Genomic DNA, 19,568 nt, shown 5'->3' with positions numbered 1-19,568 from the left:
TTCGACCCTTCCGTTGGAAGTCGGCCAGAAACCGGCCAGCTACTGACAACCGATCATCTTGATTTGGAAACATCGTCCTCCGTCCGTGGAACGAACCGCGAGCAGTTGCGTCGCCCAGTGCCTATGCAGGCATGCGACGGGACGCCGCGGATTTTTCCGTCAACGACACGAAGTGGACATTGCCGCTGATAGCGAGGCTTGAAGCGTAATCGTCCTGATGCTTCGCCTATTCCCTATTGCATTGCCCCGACTGCTGTTCCAACTACCAAATTCGGTGAGCTGACGACTGCTCAGCCCGTTGTCGGGAAGACCAGCCATCGGACCGGTCGGACTGTTTCTTGAAGCGGCAAGGCGAAATGCTCATGGAAGCGGCAGCGCGTGCAGCATCTGAGTGCTTTTGCGGCGGGTAGGGCTGGATTCCCTTGGCACTACGAGGATTCGGGACGCCCTGGCATGGTCCAGCAGGTCGCCTACTGGCTGGGCAACCTCGGACCACCCCGAGCCGAGGAATGAGCCGACCCGTAATGCAACCGTCTTCCCCCTTATATCTCTCTATATCTAGACGTTAAGAAAGAGATATAGGTATCTAGTGCCACCCGGGCCACCTGTTTGTACACTTGCTGCAAGTGAACGCAGAAGCGTAAATGGGCTCCAATCACCGGTTTACATACGGTTACTATCTATAGTTCTGTCCTGCGGTTTCAGGTCGCATGGGTGGCCCGGGTGCAACGGGTCCCTGCAGGTACACCGTTGGAGCTGGCAAATACGATAGATGCGGCCCTTGGCCGGCGGTATGCCGTCGGTCAAGGGTGGTCGACTGGATTCAGGGTGTCGCCGGGGCAGACATGGCGATCCCTCACGTCTTGACGGCAGTTGCCTTGCAGCGGCTAAGGGCCAACCTCCAGTCCGCGGAGCCATGACATAAGCGAGTCGGCCGGCCGCCGTCGGGCAGTAAAACGGACCACAGGTGGGCACTGACCCTGGCCGTCAAGGGGCAGAAAATACTGGCCTTCGTCAATATCGACAGGCTGGAGGTATGGCGGCGACCTTGGATGAAGCCGGGGATAGCCGCGGCTTCGCCTGCCAGTTTCGTGAACTTTAGGTCAGAGAGGTTCTACGCGATTGTCCGACCGGGGAGTTCCAAGGCCAAAAGTGTCTTAGCAAGATGGTTCACTATGCCTGTAGCAGGTTCCCTTGAAGATGCCGGAGACGATACCGATTAGAGGAGATCGTAGTGAGACTCGGTTACGCGCGAACTAGTAGGACCGACCAGGACGCCAGTATGCAGGTAGATGCCCTCATCCAGGCCGGCGTCGCAGCAGACAAGATCTTTATCGACGAACTCTCCGGTGCGAAGGAGGCAAAGGATCGGCCTGGAATGCAGGAGCTGTTGCGGTATGTCCGAAGTGATGACGACGTCTACTTTTGGCGTCTGGACCGGATTGGCCGATCGGTGGTCGATGTCCTGAACACTGTCAATGAGTTGGTCGAGCGGGGTGTCCGACTGCACTCGATCATGGACAGCGTCGATCCTACTTCGCCGCAGGGCAGAATGCAGCTGGCGATGATGGCTACCCTCGCCGAATATGAGCGGGAACTGATTAACGAGCGGGTGCGCGCTGGCGTGATCGCCGCACAGAAGCGTGGGGTTCGATTCGGGCCGTCCCCCTTGGACGAAGCGATCGCTAAAGAACGTGTCGCCACTGCAAGGCGGATGATGGCTGCTGGTAAGCCCGCCAACTTGGCGGCCAAGACCGTCGGATGGTCTAAGTCAACGATGTACCGGTACTTGAAAACTTATGGGAATGAGCCCATGGAAGAAGATGCCCCGGTGCGCCCAGGCAAGGACGGATCTAAGTATGCGGCGAGGAGGCGCAGCATGCCGCCACGTGAACAGTGATGGCCTTCGAGTGGGGCATCGCACTTCTCCGATTGGCGCCCGTCAGAATTGCCGAACACGACGAACGGGCCGAGGGATGCACATCTCTAACGCCTGCTTAGTACCAGACTCAGCTCAGATTGGACATGAATGTTCCAGGTATACGAAGTTACTGACCTTGACATGGCTACATATCGAGTGACTTCCGCTGCGGGTACTGCTTATTTTCTGGATCTGACGCCTCCCAGTCGTACGCTGACCCGGCTTCCATTCGAACACGATCAACATCCTGCATTTGATTTGGACCCAGCGAAAGCCCTTCGTCGCGACGGCGAGCCCCTGCGGCTTGTGTTTCTGGATACTTTACGGGTGGGGGAGAGCGCGCGCTTTTGGCTGGACGTGCGTGAAGATGGCATCCTCACCTGGCGGGAAACCACCCCCATAACGAGCATTACCGAACTGAAGAATGGATCGTGAGCGCATATGGACTGTTGACGAAGCCCGAGAGATAGTCTCGGAGACTACGCGTCAGTCTTTCACCTTGGAATGGCGACGAATTCTTCCCACATGTTCCTGGTGAAGGCCTAGTGCCGTCTCTCGGTTTCAACACGAGTCGGCATTGTTGGTCGACTGTCTCTTGAGTGGCTGGCCACGCCGGCGCAGCACTTCGCGGACCCCCGATAAGGGTATAAATACATGGAGCGGCTCAGCGGCTTGACCGAGGCGGACGTTTGTCGGTAGGGCGGCAGCTGAGCGCCGACGGAAAATAAATATCCCGTAAATAGCCCTTTTCCAGATTTCGGGCAAAATAAAACCCCGCCTGTACAGGTGTTTTGCCTAGTCAGACGGGGTTTTTCTGTGCACCCCCCGGGACTCGAACCCGGAACCCATTGATTAAGAGTCAATTGCTCTGCCAGTTGAGCTAGAGGTGCAGTGTGTTTGGAAGAGTTTCGGACTTTTTCGTTTCCGTTTTCTCCCTCGCAACGACATGTAACTCTAGCAGGACTTTTTGAGGAATGCGAAATCCAGCGGGCGATTGTTGGCTACTTCACAGAAACGGCCAGCATGCGGTCCGGATTGCCCCCATTTGTCAGCACCCACAGGTCGCCTTCGGGGGAGAGCGCCACGTCGCGGAGCCGGCCGTACTTGTCCGCCAGGAGCGCCGTAGGTTCTCCCGCACCCTCCTCGGTCAGTTCTACGCGCCACAGGCGCTCGCCCCGCAGGGCCGCTATCCAGGCCACTTCCTCCACAATGGCCATGCCGCTGGGGGAGGCTTCCGCCGTCGACGGCCAAACAACGACGGCGTCCACATACCTTTCGTCGCCGGGGGCGCCGGTGACGGCGGGCCACCCGTAGTTCTGCCCCGGCTCGATGAGGTTGAGTTCGTCGTCCTCGGTGGGGCCGAATTCGGTTGCCCACATGCGGCCCTGTGAATCCCAGTCCATGCCTTGGACGTTTCTGTGCCCATAGCTGTACACGGGACTGTCCGGGAAGGGGTTGCCCGGCGCGGGCTTCCCGTCAGTAGTGACCCGGAGAATCTTGCCACCCAGGGAATCCAGGTCCTGGGCCGCTTCGGAATTGCTCGCATCGCCGGTAGAGATATAGAGGTGGCCGTCCGGGCCGAACTCCAGCCGGCCGCCGTTGTGGATCCGCGATTTGGGGATCCCGGTGACAACTTCCTGTACGTCCGACAGGGTGCCGTCGTTCCAGCGGTAGCTGATGACCCGGTTGTCCTGTGGCGACGTCAGATAGACAAACAGGCGTTGGTTTTCGGCGAAGTCGGGGCCGACGGCGAGACCCATCAGACCGCCCTCTCCCGTTGTTTCAAGCGGGGAGCCAATCGGCACTGAAGCCACGGTGCGTCCGTCCCTGACGTGCTTGATCAGCCCGGTGTCGTTTTCCGACATGAGCGCACTCCCATCCGGCAGAACGGCGATGGACCACGGCGTCTCCAGGTCCGTGGCGGCCGTTGTGACCCGGCCCTGCGATGTCGAGGCGCTGCCGGTGTCCGGGGCGGTGCTTTCGGACGGACCGGTGCAAGCCGCCAGGCCGAGCGCCAAGACCGCAGCCGTGGCTACGAGCTGGCCGCGCCGAAAAGTGTCTTTGCGGAGCCGGTCGCCCGGGACCGAAGGGCCAGCATGAGACGGCGGCTTAGGTCGCATTCGTGCCGCGGTCGCCGTCGTTGTCCTGAACCTTGTCCACCCGCGGCTCGATGACGGTTTCGCCGTCGTGCGCGGGCCACTGTGTTTCATCGTAAAGCGGGTCCTGGCTTTCGGCGGTGCTGGCGCGTTCCTGTGGCTTCGGCTCGGCCCCGGTTTCCGGAGCGCCGGGGCTTGCCTGGGAGGGAGCCGGATCCTGTGCCTGGTCTCCGGCGCTCCCGGTGAAGGAACCGGCGGGCGCATCCGGCTCTACCGGTGCGGCATGCTTGCCGTGTGTAGGCGGCGGGGCGTCGGAGTCTTCGATGTACTTGTCTTCGACGGCCGGTTCGGAGTGTGCTGTTTCCGCTGCGCTCTCGATCCAGCCGTCGATGGGTTCAGGGCCCTTGTCGTTCGAGCCCGTCTGATTGGTATGTCCGGCAATGAGTCCGCCTGTGGCCGCGCCGGCCGCGACGCCGCCGGCCGCCGGTTCGGAGCGATGCGCTACATTGCCTTGCCGCGGCTTCGGGTCATCCTCCGTCACGCCCATCCTGCCGACCGTAGGGGCCTGGGCGGCCGCATCGGAGGGCCCGTGCGCCATGTTGGTCGGTGCGTGGCCCAGCGGTCCGCTCGATGCCGGCACCTGTCCAGCAGAGGAGCCCCGGGTGAAAAGCCACCACAACAGCGCAGCGACGATGACGACAATCAGTACCCAGATGAACCATTCCATGACGGGACCTTCTTCGGTTGGCGGCGTGGATCGTCTGATGCGTACGTTAGTTCCCGCCCCAGAGCATGTCCATAGCAACCGGTAGCCAGGTGCTGGCCCAGCGGGCCCGGCTGCTTTGGGCCCGCCGCGGCAGCCGGGCTAAAGTTCCGAACATGGCTCAGCAGACTTTGATCAACACCGTCACCTTTCCGGATTCATCCCTCTTGGAGGCGGTAGGCCCACTGCCTTCCGGACTGCAGGCGGGAGTGTGGGACCTGCAGGACCCGCCGCAGGGGATTGCCACCGCCGACATCGAAGCCGTGATCCTGCCGTATGCCGCGGGCACCGACTGGGAGGCGTTGAAAGACCTGCCTCGGCTGAAGCTGGTCCACACACAGTCAACGGGCTATGACGGACTGCCGGAGCTGGTGGGACCGGATGTCGCCGTGGTCAGCGCCGCCGGTGTCCATGCAGCCGCCACGGCGGAACTGGCGGTGGGGCTGACGCTGGCTTCGCTGCGCGGTGTGGACCAGATGGTCCGGGACCAGCCCAAGGCAGTGTGGAACTCGGTGCGGCGCCAGTCGCTGGCCGACAGCCGGGTCCTGCTCGTCGGGGTCGGTGGTATCGGCCGGGAAATTGCCAGGCGGCTCCAGCCTTTCGAGGTTGAGCTCACGCGCGTCGGGAACACCGCCCGGATGGATGCTGAGGGCCAGGTGCACGCCGCAGACGAACTTACCGCGCTGGCCGCAAAGTGCGACGTGATGATCGTCATCACCCCGCTCAATGCTTCCACCCATCAGCTGATCGACGCCGAAGTCCTCGCCGCCATGCCCGACGGCGCCCTGCTGGTTAACGTTGCGCGGGGAGCCGTGGTCGATTCGGAGGCACTGACCGCGGAAGTTCTCAGCGGCAGGCTCAAAGCCGCCGTCGACGTCTTCGACCCGGAACCGATCCCGCGCGACCACCCGCTCTGGCAGTCCGAAAACATCATCATCGCCCCGCACGTGGGCGGCAACACTACGGCGTTCTGGCCCCGGATCGTCAAGCTCCTGCAGGGCCAGCTGCAGCGGCTGTCCGAGGGGGAGCTGCCGGAAAACCTGGTTCAGCCCGGGCCCTTCGCCTAAGCACTCAGGCGAACTCGAGTACTCAGGCGACTTCGAGCAGGCCGGCCATGAAGCTGCGGAAATCCGCTTCGTCGTCGTCCTGCTCGATAACGTGTCCGGGAATCGGCAGGAGACCGCGGGTTCGGACGGTGAACCGGAAGGTTTTTCCCGTGCTCGTGCCGACTTCGTAGTCACCCTCCGCCAGTTGGATGGCGTGGGAGAGATTGGTCATGTTGATCGCCACCGGGGTGCTTCCCGCAGTCAGGGTGGGCCCGTTGAACGGCGCGATGATCAGCTCCTGCGGACGCCAGCGATAACCGATGACGTAATACCGTTCCTTCCTCGAACCCGTCGGCGACTGTGCCGCCCGGTCCGCCCCTGCACTGCCGAAAACCAGGTTGTAGTCGCCGTGGTTGGGAATCTGCGCGTCGAAAATGCCGCGCAGGGTGTCCTTGAGTTCGTCGCTGGTAGGCGTAGTAGGGTGCATGTTTCCATCCTAGGGAACCGCTCCATTGTGTTGCGCCCCCGTGTCACATGGTCATGAGCGCAGCGGGGCTGGCCATAGAATCGAAGTCATGAGCGCGGACGTAACTCCTGATATCAAGCCCCGTAGCCGGGTAGTCACCGACGGCATTCACGCAGCCCCGGCACGTGGAATGTTCCGAGCAGTGGGAATGGGGGATGACGATTTTGCCAAGCCGCAAATCGGCGTCGCCAGTTCCTGGAACGAAATCACACCCTGCAACCTGTCGCTGAACCGGCTGGCCCAGGGCGCCAAGGAAGGCGTCCACTCCGGCGGCGGATTCCCGATGCAGTTCGGCACCATCTCCGTCTCGGACGGCATCTCGATGGGGCACGAGGGAATGCACTTCTCGCTGGTTTCCCGCGAGGTCATCGCCGACTCGGTGGAGACGGTGATGCAGGCCGAACGGATCGACGGTTCGGTGCTGCTGGCCGGCTGCGACAAGTCCCTGCCCGGCATGCTGATGGCTGCCGCGCGCCTGGACCTGGCCAGCGTCTTCCTCTACGCGGGCTCGATCATGCCCGGCTTCGCCAAGCTGGAGGATGGCTCGGAGAAGGAAGTCACCCTGATCGACGCCTTCGAGGCCGTCGGCGCCTGCGCAGCCGGCAAGATGAGCCTGAAGGACCTGGACGCCATCGAGCGGGCGATCTGCCCGGGCGAAGGCGCCTGCGGCGGCATGTACACCGCCAACACCATGGCCTGCATCGGCGAAGCCCTCGGCATGTCCCTGCCGGGCTCCGCCGCACCGCCCTCGGCCGACCGCCGCCGCGACATGTTCGCCCGGCAGTCCGGGGAAGCCGTGGTCAACCTGCTGCGCCTGGGCATCACCGCGCGCGACATCATGACCAAGAAGGCTTTCGAGAACGCCATCGCAGTCACCATGGCCTTCGGCGGCTCCACCAACGCCGTGCTGCACCTGCTGGCGATCGCCCGCGAAGCGCAGGTGGACCTGACGCTCGAGGACTTCAACCGCATCGGCGACAAGATCCCGCACCTGGGCGACCTGAAGCCGTTCGGCCGTTACGTGATGTTCGACGTGGACAAGATGGGCGGCGTACCGGTCATCATGAAGGCCCTGCTGGACGCCGGCCTGCTGCACGGCGACTGCCTGACCGTGACGGGCAAGACCGTTGCGGAGAACCTCGCGGAGATCAATCCGCCGGACCTGGACGGCAAGATCCTGCGCGCGCTGGACAACCCGATCCACAAGACCGGCGGCATCACCGTGCTGCACGGCTCGCTGGCTCCGGAAGGCGCCGTCGTCAAGAGCGCCGGCTTCGATGCCGACGTCTTCGAAGGCAACGCCCGCGTCTTCGAACGCGAGCAGGGTGCGCTCGAAGCGCTGGACCGCGGCGAAATCAAGGCGGGCGACGTCGTCGTTATCCGCTACGAGGGTCCCAAGGGCGGTCCGGGCATGCGCGAAATGCTGGCCATCACCGGCGCCATCAAGGGTGCCGGCCTGGGCAAGGATGTCCTCCTGCTCACCGATGGCCGCTTCTCCGGCGGCACCACCGGCCTGTGCATCGGCCACGTGGCGCCGGAAGCAGTGGACGGCGGTCCGATCGCGTTCGTCAAGGACGGCGACCGGATCCGCGTGGACATTGCCGCCCGCAGCTTCGACCTGCTGGTCGACGAGGCCGAGCTCGAAGGCCGCAAGATCGGCTGGGAGCCGCTGCCGGCCAAGTTCACCACCGGCGTGCTGGCCAAGTACGCCAAGCTCGTACACTCGGCCTCCACCGGCGCTTACTGCGGCTAATCGAAGGCGGACGGCGGCGGGTTACCACCCGCCGTCGTCCGCCTTCCAGTGGACCCGGTTAGAGTCCACTAACTGGACAGCAATGTCCGTATAATGAGACAACGTTGTCTCCGGTTGACACTGATATCTGTGTGGTAGAACACTGAAGTCATGCAGAACGTATCCGTGGTCGTCCTTATCAAGCGCGTGGCGTAAGCCCCGGCTGGTAAGACCACGTCACGCGCGAAACCCCATCGGAGCCAACCGGCTCGACGGGGTTTTTTTATTTGCAGAAGAGAACAGAGCCGGCCCTCCCGTACCAGGGAACCGGCAAGCACATCCGAAATTACAGAAGATCCGCAAAGGAAATCCGATGAGTAAGGGATCGCCAATCAGCCCCTCGCTGATGGCCCAAAAAGCGCCGGCCGCGGCCGGCGACGCTGTCAAGAACAAAGATGCTGCTTCTGTCTCTTCCATCGTGGATGCGGTCAACCCCGTTCAGGGGCCCAACAACATCGTGCCGCCCACAGAAATGACCGGCTCACAAGCCGTTGTCCGTTCACTGGAAGAACTGGGCGTCGATGACGTCTTCGGGTTGCCGGGCGGGGCCATCCTCCCCACCTACGACCCGCTCATGGACTCGACCAAGATTAACCACATCCTGGTCCGCCATGAACAGGGAGCAGGCCATGCCGCCCAGGGCTATGCCATGGTCACCGGCAAGGCGGGCGTCTGCATCGCCACCTCCGGGCCCGGCGCCACCAACCTGGTGACCGCCATCGCGGACGCCCACATGGACTCCGTCCCGATGGTGGCAATTACCGGCCAGGTAGCCACCAGCGTTATCGGCTCGGATGCCTTCCAGGAAGCGGACATTGTCGGCATCACCATGCCGATCACCAAGCACTCCTACCTGGTCACGAACCCGGAAGACATCCCGCGGGTGCTGGCCGAGGCCTTCCACATCGCCACCACCGGCCGACCCGGCCCCGTCCTGGTGGACATCCCCAAGGATGCCCAGCAGGCCAAGATGACTTTCTCCTGGCCGCCGAAGATCGATATTCCCGGCTACCGCACCGTGGTGCGCGGACACTCCAAGCAGGTCCGCGAGGCAGCCAAGCTGATTGCCGCCGCGGAACGTCCCGTCTTCTACGTGGGCGGCGGCGTGCTCAAGGGCAATGCGTCCCCGGAACTGCTCGAACTGGCGGAACTGGTCGGCGCGCCGGTGGCCACCACGCTGATGGCCCGCGGCGTGTTCCCCGATTCCCACCCGCAGCACGTCGGCATGCCGGGCATGCACGGAGCGGTCTCGGCCGTCACGGCGCTGCAGCAGGCGGACCTGCTCATCACCCTGGGTGCCCGGTTCGATGACCGGGTGACCGGTGTCCTGAGCACTTTTGCCCCCGAAGCCAAGGTTATCCACGCCGACATCGACCCGGCCGAAATCTCGAAGAACCGCACCGCCGATGTGCCGATCGTCGGTTCGGTCAAGGAGATCATTCCGGAACTCGCCCAGGCCTGCCGGGAACGGTTTGCCGCCGACGGAGCCCCGGATCTGACCGAGTGGTGGACGCAGCTGAACCGGCTCAAGAACACCTACCCGTTGGGCTTCACCGAGCCCGACGACGGCCTGATGGCGCCCCAGCAGGTCATCGAGCGGATCGGCGAACTCACCGGTCCGGAGGGCGTGTACGTTGCCGGCGTGGGCCAGCACCAGATGTGGAGCGCCCAGTTCATCAAGTACGAGCGGCCGCAGGCCTGGCTGAACTCCGGCGGCCTGGGCACCATGGGCTACTCCGTGCCTGCCGCCATGGGCGCCAAGGTCGGCAACCCGGACCGGGTGGTCTGGTCGATCGACGGCGATGGCTGCTTCCAGATGACCAACCAGGAGTTGGCCACCTGTGCACTGAACAACATCCCGATCAAGGTTGCTGTCATCAACAACTCCTCGCTCGGTATGGTCCGGCAGTGGCAGACGCTGTTCTACGACGGCCGCTACTCCAATACTGACCTGCACACCGGCCACGAGACGGTCCGGATCCCGGACTTCGTGAAGATGGCCGACGCCTACGGCTGTGTCGGACTGCGCTGCGAACGCGCCGAGGACATCGACGCGACGATCAAGCAGGCGCTGGAGATTAACGACCGTCCGGTGGTGATCGACTTCGTCGTCAGCCCCAACTCAATGGTCTGGCCGATGGTGCCCTCGGGCGTCAGCAACGACCTGATCCAGATCGCCCGCGACATGACCCCGGAATGGGAAGAAGAGGACTAGTCAATGGCACGCCATACCCTTTCAGTGCTGGTTGAAGACGTTCCGGGTGTCCTGACCCGTGTCGCCAGCCTCTTTGCCCGCCGGGCGTTCAACATCCATTCTTTGGCCGTAGGCCCCACGGAAACCTCCGGGTTCTCCCGCATCACCGTGGTGGTCGAAGCTGAAGGTGATCTGCTGGAGCAGGTCACCAAGCAACTGAACAAGCTCATCAATGTCATCAAGATTGTCGAGCTGGTTCCCGAATCCTCCGTGCAACGCGACCACATCTTGGTCAAGGTTCGTGCGGATGCCGCGACTCGGCTGCAAGTAACCCAGGCAGCAGATCTATTCCGCGCTTCCGTGGTCGACGTGTCTACCGACTCGTTGGTCCTGGAAGCTACTGGCACCGCCGAAAAGCTCAACGCACTGCTGTCGGTGCTTGAGCCGTTTGGCATCCGCGAAATTGTTCAATCAGGAACGCTGGCCATCGGCCGCGGCTCCCGGTCCATGAGCGACCGCGCCCTGCGTTCCGCCTAGACCCTTATCAAGAAACCTCAAACAGGAGAAATACAAGTGACTGAGCTCTACTACGACGACGACGCCGACCTCTCGATCATCCAGGGGCGCACCGTTGCCGTCATCGGTTACGGCAGCCAGGGCCACGCCCACGCGCTGAGCCTGCGCGACTCGGGCGTGGACGTCCGCGTTGGACTCAAGGAAGGTTCCAAGTCCCGCGAGAAGGCAGAGGCCGAGGGCCTGCGCGTGCTCGGCGTTGCCGAGGCCGTTGCCGAAGCTGACCTGATCATGGTGCTGACGCCGGACCAGGTCCAGCGCCACGTCTACGCCGAGGACATCGCTCCGAACCTGCAGTCCGGCGATGCCCTGTTCTTCGGCCACGGCTTCAACATCCGCTACGGCTACATCAAGCCGCCGGCCGACGTGGACGTTGCCCTCGTCGCCCCCAAGGGACCGGGCCACATTGTCCGCCGCGAATTCGAAGCAGGCCGCGGCGTGCCGGACCTGATCGCCGTGGAGCAGAACGCCTCCGGCAAGGCCAAGGAACTGGCACTGTCCTACGCGAAGGCCATCGGCGGCACCCGCGCGGGCGTCATCGAAACCACCTTCACCGAAGAGACCGAAACCGACCTGTTCGGCGAGCAGGCTGTGCTCTGCGGCGGTGCTTCGCAGCTCATCCAGTACGGCTTCGAAACCCTGACCGAGGCCGGCTACAAGCCGGAGGTTGCCTACTTCGAGGTGCTGCACGAGCTCAAGCTCATCGTTGACCTGATGGTTGAAGGCGGCATCGCCAAGCAGCGCTGGTCCGTTTCGGACACCGCCGAGTACGGCGACTACGTTTCCGGGCCGCGCGTCATCGACGAGCACGTGAAGGAAAACATGAAGGCCGTGCTGGCCGACATCCAGTCCGGTGCCTTCGCCAAGCGCTTCATCGACGACCAGGATGCCGGTGCACCGGAATTCGCCGCACTGCGCAAGAAGGGCGAGGACCACCCGATCGAGGCCACCGGCCGCGAACTGCGCAAGCTGTTCTCGTGGATCAAGACCAACGATGACTACACCGAGGGCTCTGTAGCCCGCTAAGGAACGCACGCGGCATTCCGCGCCGCACGCACACCTGAATTAAACGGCACGGGGGCCGGACGCACATTGGTATTCTTAACAATGCGCGTCCGGCCCCCTTGTCGGTCTTAGACTGTACTCACCCCACCATGCAACGCAGCGAAGGAACACCCCTGTGGAAAAACCTGTAGTTCTCCTTGCCGAAGAACTGTCGCCAGCCACCGTCGAGGCACTGGGTCCCGACTTCGAGATCCGCCAGACAGACGGGGCGGACCGCTCCCAGCTGCTCTCCGCCATTGCAGATGTTGACGCCATCCTGGTCCGTTCCGCCACCAAGGTGGATGCGGAAGCCATCGCCGCGGCCAAGAACCTGAAGGTCATCGCCCGTGCCGGTGTCGGTCTGGACAACGTGGACATCAAGGCGGCCACACAGGCCGGCGTCATGGTGGTCAACGCGCCGACGTCGAACATTGTTTCCGCGGCGGAACTGACCGTCGGGCATATCCTCTCGCTGGCACGCCACATTCCGGCCGCCAACGCTGCCCTCAAGAACGGCGAGTGGAAGCGTTCGAAGTACACCGGTACCGAGCTCTACGAAAAGAAGGTCGGCATCATCGGTCTGGGCCGCATCGGTGCCCTGATCGCTGCGCGCCTGCAGGCCTTCGAAACCCAGATTCTCGCTTACGACCCGTACGTCACGAGCGCACGTGCCGCGCAGCTCGGCGTCCAGCTGGTGAGCCTGGATGAGCTGCTCGAGCAGTCCGACTTCATCTCCATCCACATGCCCAAGACGCCCGAAACCATCGGCATGATCGGCGCCGAGGCGTTCGAGACGATGAAGGCTTCGGCCTACATCGTCAACGTCGCCCGCGGCGGTCTGATCGACGAGGACGAGCTGTACACCGCGCTCAAGGAAGGCAAGATCGCCGGCGCGGCCATTGACGTCTTCGTCAAGGAGCCCAGCACCGACCTGCCGTTCTTCGCCCTCGACAACGTCGTGGTCACCCCGCACCTGGGTGCCTCCACGGAGGAGGCACAGGAGAAGGCCGGTGTCTCGGTAGCCAAGTCCGTGCGCCTGGCTCTCGCCGGTGAGCTCGTTCCCGACGCGGTCAACGTTGCCGGCGGCGTCATCGCTCCCGAGGTCCGCCCGGGCATCCCGCTGATCGAGAAGATCGGCCGCATCTTCACTGCACTGACGCATGACTCCGTCACCCAGATCGACGTCGAGGTTGCCGGTGAAATCGCCGAACTGGATGTGAAGGCCCTGGAGTTGGCCGCGTTGAAGGGTGTCTTCAAGGACGTTGTCTCGGAACAGGTTTCCTATGTCAACGCGCCGGTGCTGGCCGAACAGCGCGGGATCAGCACCCGGCTGATCACCACCACCGAGTCCGAGGAATACCGGAACGTCCTGACCGTCCGCGGGGCGCTCTCCGACGGCAGCCGGATCTCGGTCGCCGGCACGCTGACCGGCCCGAAGCAGATCCAGAAGCTCGTGAGCGTCAACGGCTACGAAGTTGAAATCCCGATCAGCGAGCACCTGGTGGTCTTCACGTACGAAGACCGCCCGGGTGTCATCGGCACCCTCGGCCACCTGTTGGGCACTCACAACATCAACATCGCCGGCATGCAGGTATCCCGCAACGAAGACAGCAAGCAGGCCCTGGCACTGCTGACTGTGGACAGTTCGGTGCCGCAGGATCTCCTGGAGGAACTGCGCCGGACCATCGGCGCCACGCTGGCCCGGGAAGTCGACCTGCAGGACTGACCAGCTGTAGTGCAGGCCCGTTGAGCAGTTGGCTTCCGCGTCGGCTCAACGGGCCTTTGCGCTTGTCTCCTCTCTTTTTCGTACCGTCAAGTCCTTATGTGGGGGAATACAGTTGAACGCAGCAGCACGATTCTTGCGTAGCCGCTCGCTCGTAGTTACGGTAGTGGTCCTGGTCGCAGCCATGCTGCTATCGGTGTTCATCCAGGACCGCGCCCAGTCCTCCCTGGGACAAGTAGTGGATACCAATTCCCGGGGACTCTACGACATCCTGGTCCTCCCGGAAGGCAAGGGCCCGGACGCGGACACGCTGAAGCAGCCGGATTACGTTTCCGGTACCGGCGGCATCACCCAGGAGCAGCTCGGGCAGATCCGCGGTCTCGCCGATGTCGGTGTCGCCGCCCCGATCAGCCTGGTCTCCAAGGTTGTCCAGGACATCGAGTTTCCCCAGCTGAAGGCCACGGACTACGTGGGCTACAACGAAAACATCGAAGGCTACCTCGAACAGCAGAACATCACCGACGCGGTGCCGGCCAGCGAATGGCCGGAGCCGGATTCCGTGCTCAGCGAGGAACCGAAGAACTACCGGATTACGGCCAAGGCCGTCACCTCCAATGGCGTCAGCGACACCGTCCTGTTCGAAACCGGCGCGGAGGGCTCGCTCGGCCAGGCCAAGCTGGAGGAACTGAAGGTTCCCGGCGGCAGCAGCCTGCGCACTGTGGCCCCGGAGGGGGAGACGGGCATCAAGTTCCCGGACCCCGCCGGCGGCAGTGTCCACGGCGATTTCGACCTCACCATTGCCTTGCCGATGCTGCCCCAGATCACCGAGACCGTTGTTGCCGTTGACCCCGCCGCCGAGCAGGCGCTGCTGGGCGAGGCCGGCGGCTTCCTCGCGCCCCTTGCGAAGGCCCCAGCGCCGTCCGGCCGCAGTGCCATGGAACTGGGGGATAAGTTTTCGCAGCAGATGACGCCCGGTCTCTTCGCCGAGGGCGCCGACTCTGCCGAAATCGACGGGCACCCGTTCAGGTTCTGGAGCCCGTTCCTGACCCAGTACCGGTCCGCGATGGAAGCGGGAACACTGACCGAGGATTCGAAGGTCATCCCGCTGGTGGTCCGCTCCGGCACAGACCTGGATCTGACCTACTCCGTTGACATCGAAGAGATTGACGACGCCGGCAATACCGTTGCGGAGGTCGGTACTGTCAGCAAGGAGCTGGGGGAGGGCTACCTCCCGTTTGCCTCCTCCAAACCCTTCCAGCTGCGCTGGCCCGGGGGCGAGGACTACAACTACCTGCTGGGCTCCGGCGGGGTCCAGGTTGTCGCGGGGCTGCACCAGCCGGCCGAATGGACGACCGATTTCCTCTCCACCCCGGAGTATGTGGCCGGCGAAGCCAACCCGGACGGCAGCGTGGACCAGACGGTCACCCCGCAGGGCTGGGTCACCGTGAACGAGCTGCCGGAAAAGACGCTGCAGTGGCAGCTGGAGCCGGACCAAAGCCAGCGCGAGCCGGTCAACGAGCAGTCCTACCGGACCAGCCTCGATGATCCGGCCGACGCCGCCGCACCCCTGCCGTTTGTCTACGGCACCTTCGACGCCAATGCCGTGCGCGAGGCAGCCGGCGACGTGAACTATCTGCCGCTGGGCGGCTACGACCCGGCACCGGTGACGCTGACCGAGGATGCCGAAGGCAACGACGTCGAAGACACGGCGCTCAAGCCGGGCCTCAGCGGTGCCGGTCTGGCGGTGCAGTCCGCCGGTGCCATCACGGACTTCAACGGGCTGGCGGCCGTGCGCGGGACCTCCGACACGGATCCGGTTATTGACGCCGTCCGCGTCCGGGTGGATGCCGCCGGCAGCTGGGCCGATGCCGCGCCGAACATCGATGCCGTCGCCGCCGCCATCGGCGACCTGGGCCTGGATGTCCAGGTTGTTGCCGGCTCCGCCCGCGAGGAGGTTTCCATCTATGTACCCGAGTACCACCAGGAAGCTGATGGTACGGTGACCGACCTGGGCACCGTCAGTCAGTCCTGGGTCCGCCAGGGCGCTGCCTCGGCGGTCCAGAGCTCGCTGGGCCAGGCCAGCTCGGCGCTGCTCTTCCTGACTCTGGGCGGGGCCGCGCTGCTGACCGCGGCGAGCACAGTTGCGTTCACCCGCTCGCGCCGTACCGAAGCGGTGACGCTGCGCGCCATGGGCTGGACACGGCCGAGGATCCGTTCGTGGTTCCTGGCCGAACTGCTCGTCGGCGCCGCGGCGCTGCTGGCCGTGGCGGTAGTGGTCAACGCCTTCAGCCGCACGCTGACCACCCTGGTGGTTTCCGGCGTCGTACTCATCGTCTATGTCGCGGCGTCCTTCATCTCCGCCGCCTTGCTGAAGCCGGTTCCGCCGGCCGGGGACGCGCCGTCGTCGTCAAGCACCGTCTCCATGATCGACACGCCGCTGAAATTCGCGCTGCGGCAGGTGAACACCAACCGATTCAATGCCGGAGCGGTTGTTGTGGGCGTGGGTGTGCTCGGTGCGGCGGCCGGCGCGCTGGCGGCGGTCATCCTCGACCTCCCGCGGGCGGCGGGCAGCACGGCGCTCGGCTCGCTGGCGCTCAGCCAGACCGGCGGCGTGAACATCGCGCTGGCGGTGCTCGGCGTGGTGACGGCACTGGTGCTGACGCTGATGACCGGCCGTTTCGACCTGGCCCGCAAACGTGAGCAGTGGGACATTCTCGAGGCGATGGGCTGGACTCCCACGCTGCTGCTCTCGCTGCGGCGCAGTGAAGCCGGGCTGCTGGCGGTGATGGCCCTGCCGCTGGCCGTCCTCGGCGCCGTCGGCGTTTCCCTCGCCGTGGCGCCGCATGCCGCGCTGCGTGCGGTGGCCGCCGGCGTGCTGGCAGTGATTCTCTGGTTCATCCTGATGACAAGGACACGGAAATGATTGAACAACCGCAGACGCGAGCCGAGAAAATCGGGCGTACCGCGGACCACGCCATGCCGCTGGAGCTGCGTGGCATCACCATCCGCTACGACGGCGGCGGCGGCGAGCCGCTGGTGGTCGCGGAGGACTTCGACCTTGGCCTCGAGGCGGGGAGCATGCACTGCCTGGCCGGACGAAGCGGCTCGGGCAAGACCAGCATCCTGACGGTGGCGGCCGGCCTGACGCTGCCGACCTCGGGAGAGGTGTACTGGCAGGGCGATTCGCTCGATGAGATGGACGACGACGAAATTTCCGACCGCCGCCGTGCCCTCATCGGGTATGTGGACCAGGGCGGCGCTCTGATCGACGGGATGAGCGCGCTGGAAAACGTGCTGCTGCCCGCGGTGCCGGACAAGCAGGTCGAAGCGAAGACCGAGATGGCCAAGGACCTGCTGGACCTGGTGGGGCTGGGACGCCGGATGCGGCACTATCCGGCGCAGCTGTCCGGCGGCGAACGGCAGCGGGTGGCGATTGCGCGCGCGCTGATCCTGGGCACGCGGGTGCTCGTGGTGGATGAGCCGACGGCCAGCCTGGACCGCGAGCATGCCAACCAGATCATCGGCATCCTCAAGGACACCACCAAGGACGGGATTGCGGTCCTGGTGGCGTCCCACGATGAGGAACTGATCAAGGTGGCGGACAGCCGCACCCACATGTACTGAGGCGGCCAGCCACCGCCGAAGGCGCTGTAACCGCCAGGAGCCGGGTGCCGCCGTCGTTGTCACGAAGACGGCGGCGGCCGGCCGCTTTCGACAAGCGCCGAGCACACGCGGTAATTTCTATAGGTGACCTCTTCTGCTGATAAGCCCCCGTACTACATCACCACGGCTATTTCGTACCCCAACGGCGTGCCCCACATCGGCCATGCCTACGAGTTCATCGCCACTGATGCCATGGCACGGTTCAAGCGGCTGGACGGCTACGACGTCTGCTTCCTGACCGGAACCGACGAGCACGGGCAGAAGATGCTGCACACCGCGGAGAAGGAAGGCATCACCCCGCTGGCCCTGGCCAAGCGCAACTCGGACGTCTTCCAGGCTACCCAGGACGGCCTGGGCATCAGCTACGACCGCTTTATCCGCACCACGGACGAAGACCACTACGCCGCCGCGCAGGCCATCTGGAAGCGGATGGAAGAGGCCGGGGACATTTACCTCGACAAGTACGAGGGCTGGTATTCCGTCCGCGACGAGGCCTACTACGGCGAAGACGAGACCGAGGTCCGCGAGGACGGCAAGCGCTACTCGATCCAGACCGACACCGAAGTCACCTGGACCGAAGAAGAGTCCTACTTCTTCCGCCTGTCGGCCTACCAGGACAAGCTGCTCAAGCTCTACGAAGACCAGCCGGAATTCGCCGCCCCGCGCACCCGTTTCAACGAGGTCATCAGCTTCGTCAAGCACGGCCTGATGGACCTGTCCATCTCCCGCACCACCTTCGACTGGGGTATTCCGGTGCCGGGCAACCCCAAGCACGTGATGTACGTGTGGGTGGACGCGCTGACCAACTACCTCACCGGAGTCGGCTTCCCGGACACCAAGGCGGAAGCGTTCCGCAAGTGGTGGCCGGCCGACGTGCACGTGATCGGCAAGGACATCTCCCGTTTCCACGCCATCTACTGGCCGGCGTTCCTGATGTCCGCCGGGCTGGAACTGCCCAAGCGTGTGATGATCCACGGCCACCTGTACAACCAGGGCGTGAAGATGTCCAAGTCGCTGGGCAACGTGATTGCGCCGTCGGACTGGGTGGAGCAGTACGGCCTGGACCAGATGCGCTTCTTCCTGCTGCGCGAAGTGCCGTTCGGCGCGGACGGCTCCTACAGCCACGAGGCCATCGTCGGCCGGATGAACGCGGATCTGGCGAACAACCTGGGCAACCTGGCCCAGCGCTCCCTGTCCATGGTGGCCAAGAACTGCGAAGGCAAGGTCCCGCAGCCCGGCACGCTCGCCGCCGAGGACCACGAGCTGCTGGCGCAGGCCGAGCGGCTGCTGGAGAAGTCCCGCGCGGCCTACGAGGCGCAGGATTTCCACGCTTCGCTGGAGGCGATCTGGACGGTGCTGGGCGACACCAACGCGTACTTCGCCGAGCAGGCTCCGTGGGTGCTGCGCAAGACGGACGTGGAGCGGATGAATACCGTGCTTTACGTCACGCTGGAGGTGCTGCGGATCGTTTCCATCCTGGTCCAGCCGGTGATGCCCGGTTCGGCCGCCAGGCTGCTGGATGTGTTGGGACAGAACGACGACGGCGCCCGCGACTTCGCTGCCATTGCGAAGGCTTTGGTGCCGGGCACGGATCTGCCGGCGCCTACGCCGATCTTCCCGAAGTACGAGGAGCCTGCCGCATAGCGGCTGCCTAGGTAGCGTCCGGCCTGGCCAGGAAGCGGTCCTTGGCCGTCTGCTCCATGATGCGGGCCATCGTGTCCAGCTGGCGGTGGGTCTGGTCCAGCAGCTGCCGGAAACGCTGGGCATCGAGGCGTGGCTCCGCTTCGGCCAGCACGATCAGGGTCCGCCAGAGGCATTCCTTGCCGCGGAGCGCGGACTGGAGCGTTTCCAGTTCCAGCTGCGCTCCGGCGCCGCCGCCGATGCGCAGCGGGTTGAGCGGATTGATCTTGCCCACCACGGCGCCGCCGGCGGCCGCGACTTTCTTGAACGTGCTCCGGCGGTAGCCGAACTGTCCCATCAGCTCCTTGACCTCGCGGCGTTCGGCGATGACCTCGTTGCGCAGGCGCTGGAGGTCCGCCTCGAACTCGGTTCCGGCCCAGGATTCCCGCGCCGAACCGAAGAGCTTGATGCCGGTCTTGGCGCCCAGCAGATGATCGTCCAGATAGGCGGCAAATTCGTCATCGTCCATTCGGCCCGGCTGTTTGTGGTCCTGGTCCATTCTGGGATCCTCCCGGTCGTCGGTCATCAGCATGCTTGCTATTTTTGC

15 protein-coding genes and 1 tRNA gene are annotated in these 19,568 nt (G+C 64.1%); 11 read left to right on the top strand and 5 right to left on the bottom strand.

All coding sequences use genetic code 11. The features are described from left to right. The first annotated feature begins 1,282 nt into the window (after positions 1–1,282). Both AC20117_RS20385 and AC20117_RS20380 read left to right on the top strand, forming a co-directional pair. Entirely contained in the window at positions 1,283–1,900 is a 618-nt protein-coding gene (locus AC20117_RS20385; RefSeq protein WP_101632759.1) for a recombinase family protein, read from the top strand. A 129-nt stretch (positions 1,901–2,029) separates the two neighbouring features. Continuing rightward, positions 2,030–2,356 (top strand): hypothetical protein, encoded by a 327-nt coding sequence (locus AC20117_RS20380; protein ID WP_101632656.1) that lies wholly within the window; start codon positions 2,030–2,032, stop codon positions 2,354–2,356. A gap of 382 nt (positions 2,357–2,738) precedes the next feature. Here the strand turns inward: AC20117_RS20380 and AC20117_RS20375 are convergent. The 3 genes from AC20117_RS20375 to AC20117_RS20365 form a co-directional block, all read right to left on the bottom strand. Continuing rightward, positions 2,739–2,811: transfer RNA gene (locus AC20117_RS20375), tRNA-Lys, on the bottom strand. A 111-nt stretch (positions 2,812–2,922) separates the two neighbouring features. After that, complete coding sequence (locus AC20117_RS20370) at positions 2,923–3,939, bottom strand: PQQ-dependent sugar dehydrogenase (RefSeq protein WP_074701963.1); 1,017 nt, start codon at positions 3,937–3,939, stop codon at positions 2,923–2,925. A gap of 91 nt (positions 3,940–4,030) precedes the next feature. Next, the gene (locus tag AC20117_RS20365) at positions 4,031–4,744 is read right to left on the bottom strand and encodes a hypothetical protein (RefSeq protein WP_074701965.1); all 714 of its coding nucleotides are present in this window, start codon (positions 4,742–4,744) and stop codon (positions 4,031–4,033) included. Positions 4,745–4,896: 152 nt separating this feature from the next. On the opposite strand from AC20117_RS20365, the gene AC20117_RS20360 reads away from it, so the two are divergent. After that, on the top strand, positions 4,897–5,847 hold the full coding sequence (locus AC20117_RS20360) for a 2-hydroxyacid dehydrogenase (RefSeq protein ID WP_074703365.1): 951 nt from the start codon (positions 4,897–4,899) through the stop codon (positions 5,845–5,847). A 22-nt stretch (positions 5,848–5,869) separates the two neighbouring features. Here AC20117_RS20360 and AC20117_RS20355 read toward each other — a convergent pair whose 3' ends face one another. After that, the gene (locus AC20117_RS20355; RefSeq protein WP_074701966.1) at positions 5,870–6,313 is read right to left on the bottom strand and encodes a hypothetical protein; all 444 of its coding nucleotides are present in this window, start codon (positions 6,311–6,313) and stop codon (positions 5,870–5,872) included. Between the two features lie 88 nt (positions 6,314–6,401). Between AC20117_RS20355 and ilvD the strand changes: the two genes are divergently transcribed. The 8 genes from ilvD (at position 6,402) to metG (ending at position 18,985) form a co-directional block, all read left to right on the top strand. Next, positions 6,402–8,105: a dihydroxy-acid dehydratase gene (gene ilvD / locus AC20117_RS20350; protein ID WP_074701968.1), complete on the top strand. Its 1,704-nt coding sequence runs from the start codon at positions 6,402–6,404 to the stop codon at positions 8,103–8,105. 352 nt (positions 8,106–8,457) lie between these two features. Continuing rightward, the gene (locus AC20117_RS20345; RefSeq protein WP_074701969.1) at positions 8,458–10,359 is read left to right on the top strand and encodes an acetolactate synthase large subunit; all 1,902 of its coding nucleotides are present in this window, start codon (positions 8,458–8,460) and stop codon (positions 10,357–10,359) included. 3 nt (positions 10,360–10,362) lie between these two features. Continuing rightward, on the top strand, positions 10,363–10,875 hold the full coding sequence (gene ilvN / locus AC20117_RS20340; RefSeq protein WP_074701971.1) for an acetolactate synthase small subunit: 513 nt from the start codon (positions 10,363–10,365) through the stop codon (positions 10,873–10,875). A 36-nt stretch (positions 10,876–10,911) separates the two neighbouring features. Further along, on the top strand, positions 10,912–11,937 hold the full coding sequence (gene ilvC / locus AC20117_RS20335; RefSeq protein WP_074701972.1) for a ketol-acid reductoisomerase: 1,026 nt from the start codon (positions 10,912–10,914) through the stop codon (positions 11,935–11,937). A 154-nt stretch (positions 11,938–12,091) separates the two neighbouring features. Further along, entirely contained in the window at positions 12,092–13,681 is a 1,590-nt protein-coding gene (serA, locus tag AC20117_RS20330; RefSeq protein ID WP_074701974.1) for a phosphoglycerate dehydrogenase, read from the top strand. A gap of 112 nt (positions 13,682–13,793) precedes the next feature. Continuing rightward, positions 13,794–16,601 (top strand): cell division protein FtsX, encoded by a 2,808-nt coding sequence (locus AC20117_RS20325; RefSeq protein ID WP_074701975.1) that lies wholly within the window; start codon positions 13,794–13,796, stop codon positions 16,599–16,601. Then, the gene (locus AC20117_RS20320; protein WP_074701976.1) at positions 16,598–17,302 is read left to right on the top strand and encodes an ABC transporter ATP-binding protein; all 705 of its coding nucleotides are present in this window, start codon (positions 16,598–16,600) and stop codon (positions 17,300–17,302) included. The genes AC20117_RS20325 and AC20117_RS20320 overlap by 4 nt, the downstream gene beginning before the upstream one ends. Before the next feature lie 123 nt (positions 17,303–17,425). Beyond that, entirely contained in the window at positions 17,426–18,985 is a 1,560-nt protein-coding gene (gene metG, locus AC20117_RS20315) for a methionine--tRNA ligase (RefSeq protein ID WP_074701977.1), read from the top strand. 7 nt (positions 18,986–18,992) lie between these two features. On the opposite strand, the gene AC20117_RS20310 is transcribed toward metG, so the two are convergent. Next, positions 18,993–19,553 (bottom strand): hypothetical protein, encoded by a 561-nt coding sequence (locus AC20117_RS20310; RefSeq protein WP_074701978.1) that lies wholly within the window; start codon positions 19,551–19,553, stop codon positions 18,993–18,995. Positions 19,554–19,568: the final 15 nt, after the last annotated feature.

Source organism: Arthrobacter crystallopoietes, from assembly GCF_002849715.1.
GTDB lineage: Bacteria > Actinomycetota > Actinomycetes > Actinomycetales > Micrococcaceae > Crystallibacter > Crystallibacter crystallopoietes.
This window is presented reverse-complemented; position numbering and strand designations above follow the sequence as displayed.

What these genes read in the sequence shown, in the direction of transcription:
- AC20117_RS20310 (WP_074701978.1), bottom strand. Translation starts at nt 19,553, where the DNA reads ATGCTGATGACCGACGACCGGGAGGATCCCAGAATGGACCAGGACCAC.
- AC20117_RS20380 (WP_101632656.1), top strand. Translation starts at nt 2,030, where the DNA reads ATGTTCCAGGTATACGAAGTTACTGACCTTGACATGGCTACATATCGA.
- AC20117_RS20320 (WP_074701976.1), top strand. Translation starts at nt 16,598, where the DNA reads ATGATTGAACAACCGCAGACGCGAGCCGAGAAAATCGGGCGTACCGCG.
- AC20117_RS20385 (WP_101632759.1), top strand. Translation starts at nt 1,283, where the DNA reads ATGCAGGTAGATGCCCTCATCCAGGCCGGCGTCGCAGCAGACAAGATC.
- ilvD (WP_074701968.1), top strand. Translation starts at nt 6,402, where the DNA reads ATGAGCGCGGACGTAACTCCTGATATCAAGCCCCGTAGCCGGGTAGTC.
- AC20117_RS20365 (WP_074701965.1), bottom strand. Translation starts at nt 4,744, where the DNA reads ATGGAATGGTTCATCTGGGTACTGATTGTCGTCATCGTCGCTGCGCTG.
- AC20117_RS20345 (WP_074701969.1), top strand. Translation starts at nt 8,458, where the DNA reads ATGAGTAAGGGATCGCCAATCAGCCCCTCGCTGATGGCCCAAAAAGCG.
- AC20117_RS20355 (WP_074701966.1), bottom strand. Translation starts at nt 6,313, where the DNA reads ATGCACCCTACTACGCCTACCAGCGACGAACTCAAGGACACCCTGCGC.
- AC20117_RS20360 (WP_074703365.1), top strand. Translation starts at nt 4,897, where the DNA reads ATGGCTCAGCAGACTTTGATCAACACCGTCACCTTTCCGGATTCATCC.
- ilvN (WP_074701971.1), top strand. Translation starts at nt 10,363, where the DNA reads ATGGCACGCCATACCCTTTCAGTGCTGGTTGAAGACGTTCCGGGTGTC.